General features: G+C 65.9%; 16 protein-coding genes and 1 tRNA gene. 11 read left to right on the forward strand and 6 right to left on the reverse strand.

Translation table 11 applies throughout. The annotated features are described in order from the left end of the window. Nucleotides 1-16: 16 nt before the first annotated feature. The 3 genes from E2E30_RS11830 to E2E30_RS11840 all read right to left on the reverse strand — a co-directional run bounded on the left by E2E30_RS11830 (nucleotide 17) and on the right by E2E30_RS11840 (nucleotide 1,762). Entirely contained in the window at nucleotides 17-508 is a 492-nt protein-coding gene (locus E2E30_RS11830; RefSeq protein WP_133190042.1) for a DUF192 domain-containing protein, read from the reverse strand. 8 nt (nucleotides 509-516) lie between these two features. Then, nucleotides 517-1,107, reverse strand: coding sequence for a cold-shock protein (locus E2E30_RS11835; RefSeq protein WP_443018326.1), 591 nt, complete (start codon nucleotides 1,105-1,107; stop codon nucleotides 517-519). Nucleotides 1,108-1,210: 103 nt separating this feature from the next. Further along, a complete protein-coding gene (locus tag E2E30_RS11840) occupies nucleotides 1,211-1,762 on the reverse strand; it encodes a regulatory protein RecX (RefSeq protein WP_133190044.1) in 552 nt (183 codons plus the stop codon). Between the two features lie 125 nt (nucleotides 1,763-1,887). Between E2E30_RS11840 and E2E30_RS11845 the strand changes: the two genes are divergently transcribed. The 5 genes from E2E30_RS11845 (at nucleotide 1,888) to nusG (ending at nucleotide 7,264) form a co-directional block, all read left to right on the forward strand. Continuing rightward, nucleotides 1,888-3,669 carry a fatty acyl-AMP ligase gene (locus E2E30_RS11845; protein ID WP_240698919.1) on the forward strand — a complete coding sequence of 594 codons (1,782 nt, stop codon included), beginning with the start codon at nucleotides 1,888-1,890 and terminating at the stop codon, nucleotides 3,667-3,669. A gap of 103 nt (nucleotides 3,670-3,772) precedes the next feature. Next, nucleotides 3,773-6,127, forward strand: a complete 2,355-nt coding sequence (locus tag E2E30_RS11850) for a putative bifunctional diguanylate cyclase/phosphodiesterase (protein WP_133190046.1) — start codon at nucleotides 3,773-3,775, stop codon at nucleotides 6,125-6,127. Between the two features lie 47 nt (nucleotides 6,128-6,174). Next, a tRNA-Trp gene (locus E2E30_RS11855) sits at nucleotides 6,175-6,251 on the forward strand. Nucleotides 6,252-6,507: 256 nt separating this feature from the next. Further along, entirely contained in the window at nucleotides 6,508-6,705 is a 198-nt protein-coding gene (gene secE / locus E2E30_RS11860; RefSeq protein WP_029625164.1) for a preprotein translocase subunit SecE, read from the forward strand. A gap of 16 nt (nucleotides 6,706-6,721) precedes the next feature. Then, a complete protein-coding gene (gene nusG / locus E2E30_RS11865; protein ID WP_010185156.1) occupies nucleotides 6,722-7,264 on the forward strand; it encodes a transcription termination/antitermination protein NusG in 543 nt (180 codons plus the stop codon). Nucleotides 7,265-7,538: 274 nt separating this feature from the next. Here nusG and E2E30_RS11870 read toward each other — a convergent pair whose 3' ends face one another. Then, on the reverse strand, nucleotides 7,539-8,267 hold the full coding sequence (locus E2E30_RS11870) for a Crp/Fnr family transcriptional regulator (protein ID WP_133190048.1): 729 nt from the start codon (nucleotides 8,265-8,267) through the stop codon (nucleotides 7,539-7,541). Nucleotides 8,268-8,535: 268 nt separating this feature from the next. On the opposite strand from E2E30_RS11870, the gene rplK reads away from it, so the two are divergent. The 3 genes from rplK to E2E30_RS11885 all read left to right on the forward strand — a co-directional run bounded on the left by rplK (nucleotide 8,536) and on the right by E2E30_RS11885 (nucleotide 10,138). Further along, entirely contained in the window at nucleotides 8,536-8,967 is a 432-nt protein-coding gene (rplK, locus tag E2E30_RS11875; RefSeq protein WP_133190050.1) for a 50S ribosomal protein L11, read from the forward strand. A 4-nt stretch (nucleotides 8,968-8,971) separates the two neighbouring features. Then, complete coding sequence (rplA, locus tag E2E30_RS11880) at nucleotides 8,972-9,664, forward strand: 50S ribosomal protein L1 (RefSeq protein ID WP_133190052.1); 693 nt, start codon at nucleotides 8,972-8,974, stop codon at nucleotides 9,662-9,664. Nucleotides 9,665-9,931: 267 nt separating this feature from the next. Then, nucleotides 9,932-10,138: a cold-shock protein gene (locus E2E30_RS11885; protein WP_133190054.1), complete on the forward strand. Its 207-nt coding sequence runs from the start codon at nucleotides 9,932-9,934 to the stop codon at nucleotides 10,136-10,138. Between the two features lie 55 nt (nucleotides 10,139-10,193). Here the strand turns inward: E2E30_RS11885 and E2E30_RS11890 are convergent, their stop codons facing one another. After that, nucleotides 10,194-12,137, reverse strand: coding sequence for an AsmA family protein (locus tag E2E30_RS11890; protein WP_133190056.1), 1,944 nt, complete (start codon nucleotides 12,135-12,137; stop codon nucleotides 10,194-10,196). A 175-nt stretch (nucleotides 12,138-12,312) separates the two neighbouring features. On the opposite strand from E2E30_RS11890, the gene E2E30_RS11895 reads away from it, so the two are divergent. Next, nucleotides 12,313-12,624 carry a hypothetical protein gene (locus tag E2E30_RS11895; protein WP_133190058.1) on the forward strand — a complete coding sequence of 104 codons (312 nt, stop codon included), beginning with the start codon at nucleotides 12,313-12,315 and terminating at the stop codon, nucleotides 12,622-12,624. Between the two features lie 135 nt (nucleotides 12,625-12,759). Here E2E30_RS11895 and E2E30_RS11900 read toward each other — a convergent pair whose 3' ends face one another. Further along, the gene (locus E2E30_RS11900) at nucleotides 12,760-13,944 is read right to left on the reverse strand and encodes a pyridoxal phosphate-dependent aminotransferase (protein ID WP_133190060.1); all 1,185 of its coding nucleotides are present in this window, start codon (nucleotides 13,942-13,944) and stop codon (nucleotides 12,760-12,762) included. Between the two features lie 449 nt (nucleotides 13,945-14,393). Here E2E30_RS11900 and rplJ point away from each other — a divergent pair, with 449 nt between their 5' ends. Together rplJ and rplL are read left to right on the forward strand one after the other, a co-directional pair. After that, on the forward strand, nucleotides 14,394-14,915 hold the full coding sequence (gene rplJ / locus E2E30_RS11905; protein ID WP_133190062.1) for a 50S ribosomal protein L10: 522 nt from the start codon (nucleotides 14,394-14,396) through the stop codon (nucleotides 14,913-14,915). Between the two features lie 52 nt (nucleotides 14,916-14,967). Beyond that, on the forward strand, nucleotides 14,968-15,345 hold the full coding sequence (gene rplL, locus E2E30_RS11910; protein ID WP_010183774.1) for a 50S ribosomal protein L7/L12: 378 nt from the start codon (nucleotides 14,968-14,970) through the stop codon (nucleotides 15,343-15,345). The last annotated feature ends 175 nt before the right edge of the window (nucleotides 15,346-15,520 follow it).

Genomic DNA, 15,520 nt, shown 5'->3' on the forward strand with positions numbered 1-15,520 from the left:
CCGCCTTCAACCGCGATCACTTCGCCGGGCGCCCTTGCCAGCTGACATGATCGCCCTCGCTGATCCCCAGATCGAGCGCGCGTCCGCCCCGCAACTCGAGCACCGCGCTGACCGGCTCGCCCGAGGGGATCTGCGCTTCGGATTGCGGGACGGTGTTTTCGGCGATCCGCGCGATCGTCCCGTCGGGGCGGATGAACAGGATGTCGAGCGGGCTCGGCGTGTTCTTCATCCAGAAGCTCGCCTCGCGCGGCGGCCCCTTGGGCGGGTACGGCGCGAACAGCATCCCGCCATTGAGCGGAATATCGGTGCGGAACATCAGCCCGCGCTGCTGTGCTTCCTCGGTCTTGGCGCGTTCGACCGCAAAGGCGTGCGTGCCGTTGCTGCTGGCGATCGTCAGCGCGATCGTCCCGGCGGGCGCCTCGGCAGCTTGAGTCGTGGGCGCCGCGGTGCATCCAGCGGTCGCGAACACCAAAGCGAGCGCCGCCGCGCGCGCGTTTGCAACAACCATGGGTACGCTTAGCCTTCCTCTTCGACCGCCACCGCAAGCGGCCCCTTGTCGCCCGCGCTCATCCGCGCGCGCAGCCGTTGGCCGGGCTCGACCTCGGCAAAGCCTGCGCGCCGCAGCGTTTCGACATGGACGAAGATATCGCCCGAATCGTCATCGCGCATCAGGAAACCATAGCCCTTGAGACGATTGAACCATTTCACCGTCACCGGTTCAAACGGCCCGGCCTGGTCGAGCAAACCGAGCACATCGTTCCGCAGCGCGTCGCTGCGCGGGCGCTGGAGCGGCTCGATCGCGTTGGAAAGGTCGATCGACAGGATCTCGGTCGCCTGCAAGCCGCGGTCGCGCATTCCGGCGAGGCATTCGAGCCGCGCGCCCTCGGGCAGACTGCGGCGGTTATGCGGGCGCAGCACCGAAAAATGGATCAGGATGTCGCCGACCGACGCATCGTCCGCGACGAGAAAGCCGAACCCCCGCGTCATATCGAACCATTTGAGCACGCCAGTATAGACGCGCGCGGAATCCGACGACTCTGCGCCGGAAAACTCCATCTCTTCTTTCCAATCCAGCGCCCCAAGCGCCGGAATCGTTTCGTTGCGCATCGCCACTTCCCCCGGCACAATAATAAGCACGGTCTGAGCGCGAAGCAATATCTTCCGCCCTTCGGTCCGAACCGGTACTTTTATTTGAACTATACAGGATTCATTAGCTGAGCGTATCGAAAACTTCGCCGGGGGCCATCGCGGCAATCCGTCGGGCAAGGGCATAGTCATGGCCGGCGCGAATCATCGCGGCGATATGCTTCTCACGCAGCGGACGCTCGGCCTGCGCCAGCGCGAACGGGCCGATCCGCTTGCGGCGCGCAAACGCCAGCGCGGTCTCGAGAGCGCGCTCCTCGACCGCGGGAACGATCGCGGCGCTGTCGGCCTCGTCGATCCCGTCATGATGCAGTGCGCCGGTCACGCGCCGCTTGCCCAAGCCCCGCCGACCCATTGCCGCGGCGCGCGCCTCGCCAAAGGCGCGATCGTCGATATAGCCGAGTTCGGCGAGCTTTTCGGCGAGCGCTTCGGGCGCCGCGTGCGCCCCGTCCCAGCCGCGTTCGCGGATCTTGCGGACGAGGTACGCCGTCAGCCTGGCACGCGTCGTCGCAAAGCGCTCGACATAGCGCAAAGCGAGCCGTTCGAGCGCCGCCGCATCTAACGGCGGCGCAACGCGTATCTCTTTGCGAGCGGATCGTTTCGGGGCTGGATCGTGCATGACGCCATCATTGTGCCATAGTCGGTCCCGATTTTGAACGCTTGGCATAAGCAGGGGTGCGTGCTGAAGACGAGACATAGAGGCGCGGCCAACGCAGGATGCCGCGATCAAGGGCGCAAAGACCAATGAATTTCAAGACGATAGATACGCAGTCGGACGAGCGGAAGGGTGCAGCCGCTCCGCCTGCCCTGCTCGCGACGCCGACCGAAGACACGCTTTTGCGTCGTTTTGCCGATTTCGAAACGCTGGGGGCAGCGCTCGATTATGCCGCAACCGGCGTCCGCGGCCTGAATTTTCATGATGCCCGCGGCGCGCTCGCGCGGCCCTATCCGTTCGCCGAACTGCGCGAGGATGCGCAGGTGGTCGCGCGTCGCCTCATCGCATCGGGAATCCGGCCCGAGGACCGTATCGCCGTCGTCGCCGAGACCAGCCCCGAATTCGCCGCGCTTTTCTTCGGAGTCATCTACGCTGGCGCGTGGCCCGTCCCGCTGCCGCTGCCGACATCGTTCGGCGGCCGCGATTCGTATATCGAGCAATTGCGCGTCCAGCTCACCAGCTGTGATCCCACCCTGCTGATCTACCCGCCCGAACTCGCGCAGATGGGCGCCGACGCTGCGACGGTCGCGGGCATCACCGGCATCGACTGGTCGGAGCTCGCGATGCGCGCCGCGCCCGACGTCGCGCTGCCGCAGGCCAAGGGCGACGACATCGCCTATCTGCAATATTCGAGCGGGTCGACGCGCTTCCCGCACGGCGTCGCGATCACGCACCACGCCTTGCTCAACAATCTCGCGGCGCACGCGCATGGCATGCAGCTCATCGACGGCGATCGCTGCATCTCGTGGTTGCCCTGGTATCACGACATGGGGCTGGTCGGCTGCTTCCTCTCGCCGGTCGCCAACCAGGTCTCGACCGATTATCTCAAGACCGAGGATTTCGCGCGGCGTCCGCTCGCGTGGCTCGACATGATCAGCCGCAACCCGGGCACCTCGATCAGCTATTCGCCGACCTTCGGCTACGACATTTGCGCACGCCGCATGTCGAGCCAGACCAAGGCCTCCGAGCGCTTCGACCTGTCGCGCTGGCGGCTCGCGGGCAATGGCGCCGACATGATCCGCCCCGACGTGATGCAGAGCTTCGTCGACGCCTTCGCCGATGCCGGCTTCAAGGCGAGCGCGTTCCTGCCGAGCTACGGCCTGGCCGAAGCGACGCTCGCCGTCTCGATCATGCCCCCGACCGAAGGCATCCGCGTCGAACTGGTCGAGGAAACGCAGCTTTCGGGCGTCGCCGCCGGCGAGGACCGGCCGCAGCGCTACCGCGCGATCGTCAATTGCGGCAAGCCGGTGCGCGACATGAAGGTCGAGATCCGCGAGGAGGACGGCACCCCGCTCCCCGAGCGCGCGATCGGCAAATTATGGTGCTCGGGCCCCTCGGTGATGGTCGGCTATTTCCGCGACCAGGCTTCGACCGACGCGTGCCTCGTCGACGGCTGGCTCGACACCGGCGACATGGGGTATCTGAGCGACGGCTATGTCTACATCGTCGGTCGCGCCAAGGACATGATCATCATCAACGGCCGCAACCACTGGCCGCAGGACATCGAATGGGCGGTCGAGCAGCTCCCCGGTTTCAAGGCCGGCGACATCGCTGCCTTTGCGATCACCACGCCGGGCGGCGAGGAAACCCCCGCCGTGCTCGTCCAGTGCCGCAGCTCGGACGATGCCGAGCGCGTCCGCCTGCGCGAGGAAATCCGCGAGCGCGTCCGCTCGGTGACGGGCATGAACTGCGTGATCGAACTGATCCCGCCGCGCACGCTGCCGCGCACCAGCTCGGGCAAGCTCAGCCGCGCCAAGGCGCGCAACCTCTATCTCAACGGCGATATCAAGCCGTACGACCTGGCGGCGTAAGCCCCGCCGCCGGGGGGGGGGCGCGCGCGGATACGCCGCGCCCCTCCCCGGCAAACGCCTGCGCCTAACCTTCCGGTAAGGCTCCTTGCGGTATAGCGGGTGCGTGAGCACCGAAAACACATCCCAATTCGCCAAGCCGCATATCGACGCGCGAGCACTGCTTGGGCTGTACGATCCGGCGGACACCACCGATTGGGCGCCGATCCGCGCGGCGCAAGTCCATGCCGGTGGGCAGTTGGCGCTGTTCCTGCTCGCCGCCAACGTGATCGGCGCAGCGATGGTCACCCTGATCCTCCAGCGAAGCGCACCGCTTTGGGCGCTCGCTTGCTGGGGTGCGGTGGTCGCCGCGATTTCGGTCGCGATCACCTTCCGCCGGCTTGCCGCCAAGCAGCGCGGCGCGGCGACGCTCGCCGCCGTGCGCGACACCGTGATCGAGGGCATCGCGCTCGCCACAATCTGGTCTGTCCCGCCGCTCGCGTTCGGGTTCAACCCCGATGTCGGCACGGCGCTCGGGCTGTGGATCGTGCTGTCGGTGCTGATGACCGCATCCGCTGTCGCAATGGCGGCACTTCCGCTCGCGACGTTGAGTTTTCTCGGCATCCTCGGCCTGGCGATTTCGGTCATGGTCCTGCGCATCGCCGGCCCGGTCCTTGCCGCCTCGGTCGCCTTGTTCACCACGCTGCTGATGATCGGCTGCTTCACGCGGGCGCGTTCGCTCGTGCTCATCCGCTCGGGCGAGATCGCGCTTGCCGAGCGCGACGAGACCGTCAGCCTTTTGCTGCGCGAAGCGAAGCAGGACGAGAGCGCCGACTGGCTGTGGGAAACCGATGCTGCGCGCCGCGTCGTGCGCGCCTCGCCACGCTTTGCCTTGTCAGTCGGGCTCGACCCCGTTGGCGTGAACGGCAAGTCGCTGCTCGAAGTGCTCGCCGGGAAGACCTGGGATTCGGGCAGTTTCGCACCCGCGCTGCGCACGCTTGCCGAAAACCTCAAAGGCCGCACGGCGTTTCGCGGGCTCGTGCTGCCGGTCAACGTCGCCGAGCAGGAGCGCTGGTACGAAATCGCCGCCAACCCGCGCTATGACGATCACGGTGCATTCCTCGGCTTTCGCGGCGTCGGCGCCGACGTCACCGAACAGCGCGCCTCGGCCGACAAGATCAACCGCATGGCGCGGTTCGACACGCTCACCGGCTTGCCCAACCGCCTCCACGTCAACGAAGCCCTGTCGCACGCGATGGCCGATGCGGAGAAATGGGGCAGTCGCTGCGCCTTCATGATGATCGACCTCGATCGCTTCAAGGCGGTCAACGACACGCTGGGTCACCCGATCGGCGACCGCTTGCTGAGCCGTGTCGCCGAACGCCTCACGACGCTGATGGGCGCGAACGAAGTCATCGGACGGCTCGGCGGCGATGAATTCGCCGTCGTGGTGCGCGACGCGAGCGATACGCAACGACTCGAGACGCTCGCGCAGACGATCGTCGATGCACTCGCCCGCCCGTACGATATCGATCATCACACGCTCTACACCGGCGCAAGCGTCGGCGTCGCGACCGGCCCGCGCGATGGCCGCACCACCGAAATGCTGATTCGCTCGGCCGACCTCGCGCTGTACCGCTCGAAGGACGCCGGCGGCGGCAAATTCCACCATTACGAACCACAGCTCCACGTCGCGGCCGAAGAACGCCGCGTGCTCGAACAAGCGCTGCGCAAGGCGCTGACCAATGACGAGCTGCACCTCACCTACCAGCCGGTCGTCGATGCCGGGAGCGGCCGACTGACGGGGTTCGAGGCGCTGGTACGCTGGACGCATCCCGAGCTCGGGCCGATCTCGCCGGTCAAGTTCATCCCGCTCGCCGAGGATGCACGACTGATCGCGCCGATCGGCGAATGGGTGCTGCGCTCGGCGTGTGCCGAAGCGGCGAAATGGCCGGGTGACGCCCGCGTCGCGGTCAACGTCTCGCCCGAACAGCTCCACAATCCGGGGTTCGTCGCGGTGGTCGCCTCGGCGCTGGCGAACAGCGGGCTGCCCGCACGCCGGCTCGAGCTCGAAGTGACCGAAAGCGTGTTCATGCGCGACGATACCGGCGCGGTGAAGGTGCTCGAACGAATCCTCGATCTCGGCGTGCGCTTGAGCCTCGACGATTTCGGCACGGGCTATTCGTCGCTCGGCTATCTCAGCCGCACGCGCTTCTCGACGATCAAGATCGACCGCAGCTTCGTCATCAGCGCATCGAAGAAGGTGCCCGAGGCGATCGCGATCATCCGCGCGGTGGTCGCACTCGCGCAGAGTCTCGGCATGGCGACAACGGCCGAAGGGGTCGAGACCGAGGACGAGCATCTGATGGTCCAGGAATTGGGCTGCACCAAGGTCCAGGGCTATTATTTCGGCCGCCCGCTCCCGGTCGAGGAAGCGCGCGTCCTGGCGGCGCGTGCAGCGCAGAATCGCGAAGCTGCATGAGGGTGCTTGCAGCGGAGGCAACCTCTCGCTAAACGAGCCCACCTGATAGGGGTGTAGCTCAGTTGGTTAGAGCGTCGGTCTCCAAAACCGAAGGCCCTCGGTTCGAGTCCGAGCTCCCCTGCCAGCCGCCGCGCGCACGAGATTAGCGAAGCTAATCCCGAGACGCGCAGGGCCGGCCGGCGGGTCGCTACAGCGACCCCGTCCGACGAGTGACCGGATTTACTCCGGTGACCGCCACCCCGCCCCCCGCTTGATTTCGCAACGCACACGCGCTACGCCGCTATCATTCCGAAATTGGGAATTCTCGTCATCGGGCCTTGGCAGGTCCGGACGGCGGGCCCATGTCCGTTTCGGCTAAAAAGAACATGAGTGCACAGACCGTGGCGAAGACGACCCCCCTCGAATTCATCCGACAGGTCCAGGCCGAGACCAAGAAGGTCGTGTGGCCGACCCGGCGCGAGACGATCATGACCGGCGTGATGGTCGTCATCATGACGACGCTGCTCGGCCTGTTCTTCTTCATCGTCGACACCGGCTTCGAGGCGATCGTCCACCTGCTGCTCAGCCTCGCCAAATAATCTAGGTAAAAGACACATGGCACGCTGGTACATCATTCACGCGTATTCGGGTTTCGAGGGCAAGGTCCGCGATTCGATCATGGCCGAGGCGACCCGCATGGGCCTTGAGCAGCTCGTCGAGCAGATCGAAGTCCCGACCGAGACGATCACCGAGGCGCGCCGCGGCAAGAAGATCCTCGTCGAGCGCAAGTTCATGCCGGGCTACGTGCTCGCCAAGCTCAACATGAACGACGACGTCTATCACCTCGTCAAGAACACCCCGAAGGTGACCGGCTTCCTCGGGCCGAACGGCAAGCCGCAGGCGATTCCGGAATCGGAAGCTGCGCGGATGCTCAGCACCAAGGACGAAGCCGCCGCTGCTGCGCCCAAGCAGAAGGTCAAGGTCGACTTCGAGATCGGCGATTCGGTCAAGGTGCTCGACGGTCCGTTCGCAAGCTTCAACGGCATCGTCGAAGAGCTCGATTTCGATCGCAGCCGCGTCAAGGTGTCGGTGTCGATCTTCGGCCGCGCAACGCCGGTCGAGCTGGAATTCGAGCAGGTCGAACGCAGCAAGTCGTAAGTCGGAAGGCCGCACGCGGATAGCGAAAGCTATCCGCGAGACGACCAAGACCGGCCGGCGGGTCGCGGCCACGCGAACCCGTCCGACGCAAGACGCGGGATTTACTCCCGCGTCCCTGCCCCCAACGCTCCGTCCTTACCCTTCACCCCGGGCTCGTTCCGGGGTCCACCTTGATACACGCACTAAGACCGCAGCACGCGCGGCACGGTGGGCCCCGGCACAAGGCCGGGGTGACGGTGGCGGGTAATTATGGGCCGAGACGCGCGACCCCGGCTCAATCCTCCAGCAAGTTCAAATGCAGATAGGCCGATTGAAAATCGGCCACTGAGCGCAGCCGCACCGCGTCGAGAATCACGATCGTCCGCGCGCGCCGCGCAATCAGCCCGTCCTGCTCGAGCAGCTTGAGCATCCGGTTGACGTGCACCGGGGTCAGCCCGAGCGCATCGCCGATCTGTTCCTGCGTCATTGGCAGCGTGTCGCTGTCGCCGCTTGCCGCATTGACCACTTCGAGCCGCACCGCGCATTCGCACAACAGATGCGCCAGCCGCATCTGCGCGTCGCGCCGCCCGATATTGGCGATCCATTCCCACGCAATCGACCCGTCGACCAGCGTGTCGAGCCAGAAGGCGTGCGCGATCGCGGGGTATCTTGCCGCGATATCAAGCAAGTCGACGCGCGGGATCCGCGCCATCGTGATCGCGGTCAGCGCCTGGACGCTGTGATCGGCGATCTTGAGCAGCGAGTTCTGCAGATCGACCGCGTCGCCCGGCACTTGCAGCGCGATGATCTGCCGCCCGCCGTCACCGACGATCTTCTGCCGATAGGCAAAGCCCTCGAGCAGCACGCAGGTGAAGTCTGCGCGCTCACCCTGACGGACGAGATAGTGGCCCGGCTCGAGCGTCTTGACGGTGAAGGGCAGCCCCAGCAACGCCGCCTCGTCAGCAGCGTCGAACCGACTGCGTCGCTTCAGCTTGACCAGCAATCGCTGGAGGGTGTCTGTCATGGATCGTTCCCGGTCACGGCGGGAGCGCAAAACTCTCAGTCATCGGACGCCAAGAAGCTCGATGATCGCGCGTCATAACACAGATTGCGGCATCGGCGGCGTACAATTGTCGTGCCGCCGCGTGCCGAGCGCGCGCTTCCGATTTGCCTCGGGCACCGCTTTCGGCTATGCGCCCCGCCTTCCCCGGCAGCATGCCAGGGAAGGCGGGAGGCGGAGCTATGGCCCCGCCGTCAGGACCGCTAAACTTGAAAGAGAGTGAGACCGCCACATGGCAAAAAAGATTACCGGCTATATCAAGCTGCAGGTTCCTGCAGGCAAGGCCAACCCCTCCCCGCCGATCGGCCCTGCGCTGGGTCAGCGCGGCGTCAACATCATGGAATTCTGCAAGGCGTTCAACGCATCGACCGGCGACCAGGAAGTCGGCACGCCGCTGCCGACCGTGATCACCGTCTATGCCGACCGTTCGTTCTCGTTCGAGACCAAGACGCCGCCGGCATCGTACCTCATCAAGAAGGCCGCCAACATCAAGTCGGGCTCGAAGGAGCCGGGCAAGGTTTCGGGTGGCAAGATCTCGCGCGCACAGCTCGCCGACATCGCGACCGCGAAGATGAAGGATCTCAACGCCAACGATCTCGAAGCCGCGACGCGGATCATCGAAGGCAGCGCCCGCGCGATGGGCCTCGAAGTGGTGGAGGGCTGAGCTCATGGCATTCGTAAGCAAAAAGCAGAAGGCCATCACGCTCGATCGTGAGAAGCTCCACGGCATCGACGAAGCGATCGCCCTCGCCAAGTCGGGTGCGACCTCGAAGTTCGACGAGACGATCGAAGTCGCGCTCAACCTCGGCGTCGATCCGCGTCACGCCGACCAGATGGTCCGCGGTGTCGTCACGCTGCCCAAGGGCACGGGCAAGACCGTCCGCGTTGGTGTGTTCGCCAAGGGCGCAAAGGCTGACGAAGCCCGTGCCGCTGGCGCCGACGTCGTCGGTGCGGAAGACCTGATGGAGCTCGTCCAGGGCGGCACGATCGATTTCGATCGCTGCATCGCGACCCCGGACATGATGGGCATCGTCGGTCGTCTCGGCAAGATCCTGGGTCCCAAGGGCCTGATGCCGAACCCGAAGCTCGGCACGGTCACGATGAACGTCGCGGCCGCGGTCGAAGCTGCCAAGGGCGGCCAGATCGAATATCGCGTCGAGAAGGCCGGCATCATCCACTCGGGCATCGGCAAGGCGTCGTTCCCGGCAGAAGACCTGCGCGCGAACTTCGACGCACTGGTCGACGCGATCGTCAAGGCCAAGCCGACCGGCGCCAAGGGCAAGTATGTCAAGAAGGTCGCCGTCAGCTCGACGATGGGCGCCGGCATCAAGGTCGACGTCGCCGAGGTTTCGGCGGCTTAAATCTTTCGGGATTTTTTCGACAAGATCGAGGGCCGGGGGAAACCCCGGCCCTTTTTCTTTGTCTTACTCCCTCCCCTGAAGGGGGGGGGGCGCGCATGATTTCGAGCGCGATTTGCAATTCCCCGCCACCTGCCCTACATAGGCGTTGCTACAGTTCGCAAATCGACGGTCTAGGGCGCTTTGCGGCACCATCTTCCTTCTTTCTCTGCTGATTTCGGCAACCGCTGACGCGGCTCTTCGCGTCGGCCCCACAAGAAGGATCATGTTATGACCATCGGAACCGTAAAGTTTTTCAACGCAGACAAGGGCTATGGCTTCATCGCGCCTGAAGGCGGCGGCGAAGACGCGTTCGTGCACATCACGGCCGTCGAGCGCGCCGGCATGGCGACGCTCGATAAGGACCAGCGCGTCCAGTACGAGCTCGAGCAGGACAAGCGCGGCAAGATGTCGGCTGTGAACCTGCAGCACGCCTAATAGCGTCTGCTAAAAGAAAGGGCGGTTCGGTTCTCCGGGCCGCCCTTTTTTGTGCCTAGCGCAGCGCCGCCGTAACCGCCGCCTGGCAATCGAAGCGCTGCGGCGTCGACCCGCCCGCGCTCGGGTCGATCTTGGTGATGCCGAGCGCCTGGCCAAGCGAGCGCCCGAGCACCTTGAACACGCCCCCGGCGCTCGGCTTGTCGCTCGCTCGGACACCTGCGACCGAGATGCTCGGCGCGCTCAGCGTGCCACCGACCTGGATCGGGTCGGCGATCCGCAACAACGCGCGGCTCTTGGTCGTACCCGCAAGCGTCAGCGCGATCCGTTCGCCGTCGAGCACGATCCGCCCCGTCCCGCGCCCGACCGAACTGCCCGTATCGATTTCGAGCGGGCGCGGCACGAGCACACCGTTCGAACCGCGGAAGTCGGCGATCAGGCATTGCAGCGGGACGGTTTCGCTCGGCCCGCTGATCGCATGCGCGACGGCGCCGCTCAGGCTTTGCCCGAGCACATCGGCGATCATCCGCTGGACATGCCCCTGCGTCGCGACGATCGCCGCCTTGCCGCTGCCGTGCGCAAGCGCCTCGCGCACCGTCTCGCCCTGCCCGCTGAGCACGATATGCCCGCGGACTTGTCCGCCGATCATGTCGGGCTTGCCGACGAGGCGCTCGAGCCTCAGCCCGGCGAGCCGCATGTCGATCGCGAGCTTGGGCAAGCCGCTGCGATGATCGACGCGGATCGTGCCCGTCATCCGCCCGTTCGCGAGTGTGGCAACGACATCGCTGACGGTCAGCATCCGATTGTCGAGGTTGAGCGTGCCCGACAGGCTTTCGAACACCGTGCCGCCCTTCGACAGCACATGATCGGCCGCGAAGCGGATCGTCCCGTCGGTCTTCCACAGCTTCGACAGGTCGATCCGCGTCGGCGGGATCACGCGCGGGCCGATCCGCGCGAGCCGCGCTGCGGCTTCGGCGCGCCCCTTGCTGTCGGCGAGATCGTCGAAATCGAATTGCGACGCGTGGATCCGCGCGTCGATCGCGGTGCGGATGCCGTATTTGTGGACGGTCGCACGCGCAGTGAGGCGCGAGCGGCCGATCGTGCCGGCGAGCCGGTCGATATACCAGTCGCGCGCGTCGTGGCGGATCGTGCCGGCGAGGTCGATCGGCTGCGTCCCGAACAGCCCCGCCTCGATCAGATAATCGAGGTTCTTGAGCGTCGGTGCCTGCGCACGCAGCGTCGCGCTGAAGTGGCGCGTGTCGAGCACGCCCCGCATCGTCCCCTGCGCCACGAAATCGAGCGCCGACGAGGAAAGCTTCACCGCAAACGGATATGGTGCGGTCGGGTTGATCCCGGCGATGCGACCGCCGCTCAGCGCGAGCGTCGCGGGGGTCTCGCGGAAGCTGCCCTTCGCCGCGAGCCGCAACCCGTGCGTCGCATCGACCGACAGCGGGCCTGCAACGACGAGCTGGCGCTTGGCATCGCGCAGCACGATCTGCGTGTTGGTGACGCTGAGGTCGGAGAGGCTCGGGCGGCTCGTTCCGCCTTGCTTCGGCTTGCTGCCGTCGGGCTCCCAGTTTGCGCGCCCGCTCGCGTCGCGGACCAGCGCGATCCGCGCGCCGTCGATCGCGATGCGATCGGGGCGGAACCGCCCGGTGAGAAGCGCCAGCACCGGCACGCGCACGCGCAGCGCCGAAACGCGGACGAAATCGCCCTGCCCGGCCCAGGCCGGCTGCGCGATCCGCACATCGCGCAGCGCGACGACCGGCGTGTAAGAAAAGACACCATCGCGCGTGACCGAGCCGACCGCGACCTTGGTGTGGAGCGCGGCGGACACGCGGTTCTCGACCATGCCGCGCAAGAGCCCGACTGGAAACGCGCCGAGCGCGAGCACGAGCACGCCGATCGCAGCGGCGAGGGCGGCGCCGATCGCGAGCGCCGGGCGGTGCCAGCCTTTGGCCGGTTGGATGGATGACGGCAGGGGGTCTGAAGGTGTCGTCACGCGTCTGAAACCCAGACGCCGCCGGATTGTTGCACGCCCGACATGATTTCGTGGGGCCGGCCTGCGGCGCGCGCAATCGCCGCGCAGACCACCCTCCCCGCGGCCGCAAAATCACGCTAGCGCCGGAGCCGACACCGCCGCAGCACGTTGGCTGCGGAAAGGAGAAACCACCGCGATGCCGCATGCCAGCCAGATCGTCGAATGTACCGGCCCCGAATCCCCTCACGCCTTCGACATCATCCCGCTCCAGCCGCGCAACGGCGCGCTCGATGCGGCGTGCCCGGTGTGCAAGGGGCACGGCCAGTGGAACCTCGAGATCGACTTGGTCAGCTTCCGCAGCAAGCGCACGATCTGCAACCACTGCCAGGGCGCTGGTTGGGTCGAGACGGGCGACGACCCGCGCGGCGTCCCCGATATCGAACGCGACGCGGCTGGCCATCCGCGCTGGTACACGCGGATCGTGCCCGACGTGCCGAAGGAATCGTAACGCCCCCCAACCGTCACCCCGGCCCCGTGCCGGGGCCCACCGGGATGCACGCACTTCGACGCCAGCGCGCGCGTCAAGTAGACCCGGGACCAGCCCGGGGTGACGGTCAGACGGTCAGACGGTCAGGCGGTCGGATTACGCGATAACCTTGTCGAGCGCGGTGCAAAACGCCTTCATCTCGGCGCTCGAACCGACGGTGACGCGGCTGACCGTCGGCCAGATCGGCCACGACCGCCCGATCTCGACGCTCTGCTTGCGGAACGCCGCCTGCATGTCCTTGGCAGCCCGCGTCTTCCAGTCGATCATGAACATGTTGGCGTTGGTCGGAAACACGCTCACGCCGCGCGCCTTGAGATGATCGAACGTCAGCCCGCGCGCGCTCTGCATCTCGGCGCGGCGCGCGGCGATCAGCGGGGCGGCGGTCAGGCTGGCGGTCGCGCACGCCAGGCTGGTGACGGGCAACGCGCCCGACTGCATCCCGCCGTCATAGCGCATCATCTTGGTGAGGTTGGCGGGATTGGTGATGACATAGCCCATCCGCAGCCCGGCCATGCCGAACAGCTTGGAGAAGGTGCGCATCACGATCACGTCGGGGTGCTTCACCGCGAGCGACGAGGCGACGGGCACGCCGGCGAAGTGCGTATACGCCTCGTCGATCAGCACCATCGATCCCGCCGGCTTGTTGGCGATCAACCACTCGATATCGGCGAGCGGGGTGATCGTGCCGGTCGGGTTGTTGGGCGTACAGATATAATAGAGCCCGGCATCGGGGTTGGCGGCGAGCATCGCCTTGACGTCGTGCGTATACTCGGCAGTCAGCGGCACCGCCTTGACCGGCGCGCCGAGCCAGGCGGCGGTGCGCCCGGCGAGTTCGAAGGTCGGGTCGGCGGTGACGAGGCCCTTGGTCGGCGAACAATAGGTGACGACCGCGCGGCAGAGCGGATCGCTCGACCCCGGCCAGGGCGCGACATGGTCGAACGGTACACCCTCGACCGACATGACAGCCTTGATGAAATCGCTGCGCTCGTCATGCGGCGAATAGCGGTTGCCCATCGCGATCATCGCAGCGGCGGCCTTTTGGCCGGGGGCAAGCGGGCCGGTCCAGCATTCGTTCGCCCCGATGCGGACCTTGGCGGTCGGCGCCGGATCGGGCACGCCGCCCGAGGCGAACGCCGGTCGCCCGACCGACGCGGCCAGCGCGCCGACGCCGAACACCGCGGCAATCCGCGCCAGATCGCGCCGCGCAAAGCCGCGGGTGAGCAGATCGTCCTGCGCCTCGGCGCCGAGCGTTGCGGTGGTAATGATGGTAGCTTCGGTCATTGAATCGGCCCCCTGCTTCAAGCGGTTTTCGATTCCGTCCTGCATGGACTCGTGCGGTCCTTGATGCCGAGTGTTCCGCAGTTTCGATGCAAAAGCTACAGGCAGTCGAAGAAAAACCGCAGTCCGCCACCCCGGCGAAAGCGGGTGTGACGATCAACCGGGCGTTGACTTTCCCCCCTCATCCGCTAAAGGCCGCGCTCTCCCGTCACGCCTCGGCTCGGCGGGACCGTCCAAGACAGTAGGTGATCGGGATTTGCCCGGTCTTAATTTCCTGCCGAGACGGGGACCAGGATTACAACCGCTCTCGGCCCAGCCGCGACCGGTCTGCCGCCCTCCATCAAACGGGGCGACGCTCCCATTCCCCATCGCTGGACAATTCCGGGTGCAACAGCGCCCGGTTTGTAACCGGTCGTGCCGCGCAAGCGACACGGCCAAACGTGGAGAATGGCATGGATCGCGCTCAAAAGACCGAGCTCGTCGCCGAGCTGAACCACAATTTTGCCGAAGTCGGCGTGGTGGTCGTCACCCGCAACCTCGGCATGACGGTGGCTCAGTCGACCAAGCTGCGGAACGCAATGCGCGACGCAGGGGCGAGCTATAAGGTCTCGAAGAACAAGCTTGCCAAGATCGCACTGGCCGACACCGACTATGCTTCGTTGAGCGAAATGCTCACCGGGCCGGTCGGTCTGGCCACCTCCATCGACCCCGTCGCGGCTGCCAAGGTGGCCGTCGACTTCGCGAAGACGAACGACAAGTTCGAAATCGTTGGTGGTGCGATGGGTGCGACCGTCCTCGACGTAGAAGGTGTCAAGTCCCTCGCGACGATGCCGTCGCTGGATGAACTGCGTGCGAAGATCGTGGGCCTCCTGGTTGCTCCTGCAACCAAGCTCGCGACGATCACGCAGGCGCCAGCTGCCCAGCTCGCGCGCGTGCTTGCCGCCTATGCGGAAAAGGACACGGCGGACGCCTGATTTCAGGCGCTTCGAGATTTCAAACCCGAACTGATTTTACTGGAGAATACACATGGCAGACCTGAACGCGCTGGTTGACCAGCTTTCCGCCCTGACCGTCATCGAAGCAGCTGATCTCTCGAAGCTGCTCGAAGAGAAGTGGGGCGTCTCGGCCGCTGCTGCTGTTGCAGCGGCTCCTGCTGCTGGCGGCGGCGCTGCAGCACCGGCTGCTGAAGAGCAGACCGAATTCGACGTCATCCTCACCGGCGACGGCGGCAAGAAGATCAACGTCATCAAGGAAGTCCGTGCGATCACCGCGCTCGGCCTGACCGAAGCCAAGACGCTGGTCGAGTCGGCTCCGAAGGCGATCAAGGAAGGCGTGTCGAAGGACGAAGCCGCCAAGATCAAGGCGCAGCTGGAAGCAGCCGGCGCGACCGTCGAGGTCAAGTGAGCTGAAGCGGGAGCGACGATTTAGCCTCGGCTAAATCGCACTCCCGCGAAGCCGGCCGGCGCGGCTTGCCGCGTCCGACGTCATGGGCTTTGCCCATGACGGCTTGCCCAAGAAAAAGGGGCGACACCATGCGGTGTCGCCCCTTTTTTCGTTCCGACCCGCACCGCACCCCCCA

The organism is Sphingomonas sp. AAP5 (genome assembly GCF_004354345.1).
Taxonomy (GTDB): domain Bacteria; phylum Pseudomonadota; class Alphaproteobacteria; order Sphingomonadales; family Sphingomonadaceae; genus Sphingomonas; species Sphingomonas glacialis.

Excerpts from the sequence above, each read along its gene's own strand:
- E2E30_RS11845 (WP_240698919.1), top strand. The coding sequence starts at position 1,888 with ATGAATTTCAAGACGATAGATACGCAGTCGGACGAGCGGAAGGGTGCA.
- E2E30_RS11830 (WP_133190042.1), bottom strand. The coding sequence starts at position 508 with ATGGTTGTTGCAAACGCGCGCGCGGCGGCGCTCGCTTTGGTGTTCGCG.
- E2E30_RS11835 (WP_443018326.1), bottom strand. The coding sequence starts at position 1,107 with ATGCGCAACGAAACGATTCCGGCGCTTGGGGCGCTGGATTGGAAAGAA.
- E2E30_RS11885 (WP_133190054.1), top strand. The coding sequence starts at position 9,932 with ATGACCATCGGAACCGTAAAGTTTTTCAACGCAGACAAGGGCTATGGC.
- nusG (WP_010185156.1), top strand. The coding sequence starts at position 6,722 with ATGGCACGCTGGTACATCATTCACGCGTATTCGGGTTTCGAGGGCAAG.
- E2E30_RS11900 (WP_133190060.1), bottom strand. The coding sequence starts at position 13,944 with ATGACCGAAGCTACCATCATTACCACCGCAACGCTCGGCGCCGAGGCG.
- E2E30_RS11870 (WP_133190048.1), bottom strand. The coding sequence starts at position 8,267 with ATGACAGACACCCTCCAGCGATTGCTGGTCAAGCTGAAGCGACGCAGT.
- E2E30_RS11895 (WP_133190058.1), top strand. The coding sequence starts at position 12,313 with ATGCCGCATGCCAGCCAGATCGTCGAATGTACCGGCCCCGAATCCCCT.
- rplK (WP_133190050.1), top strand. The coding sequence starts at position 8,536 with ATGGCAAAAAAGATTACCGGCTATATCAAGCTGCAGGTTCCTGCAGGC.
- rplL (WP_010183774.1), top strand. The coding sequence starts at position 14,968 with ATGGCAGACCTGAACGCGCTGGTTGACCAGCTTTCCGCCCTGACCGTC.
- rplJ (WP_133190062.1), top strand. The coding sequence starts at position 14,394 with ATGGATCGCGCTCAAAAGACCGAGCTCGTCGCCGAGCTGAACCACAAT.
- rplA (WP_133190052.1), top strand. The coding sequence starts at position 8,972 with ATGGCATTCGTAAGCAAAAAGCAGAAGGCCATCACGCTCGATCGTGAG.
- E2E30_RS11840 (WP_133190044.1), bottom strand. The coding sequence starts at position 1,762 with ATGCACGATCCAGCCCCGAAACGATCCGCTCGCAAAGAGATACGCGTT.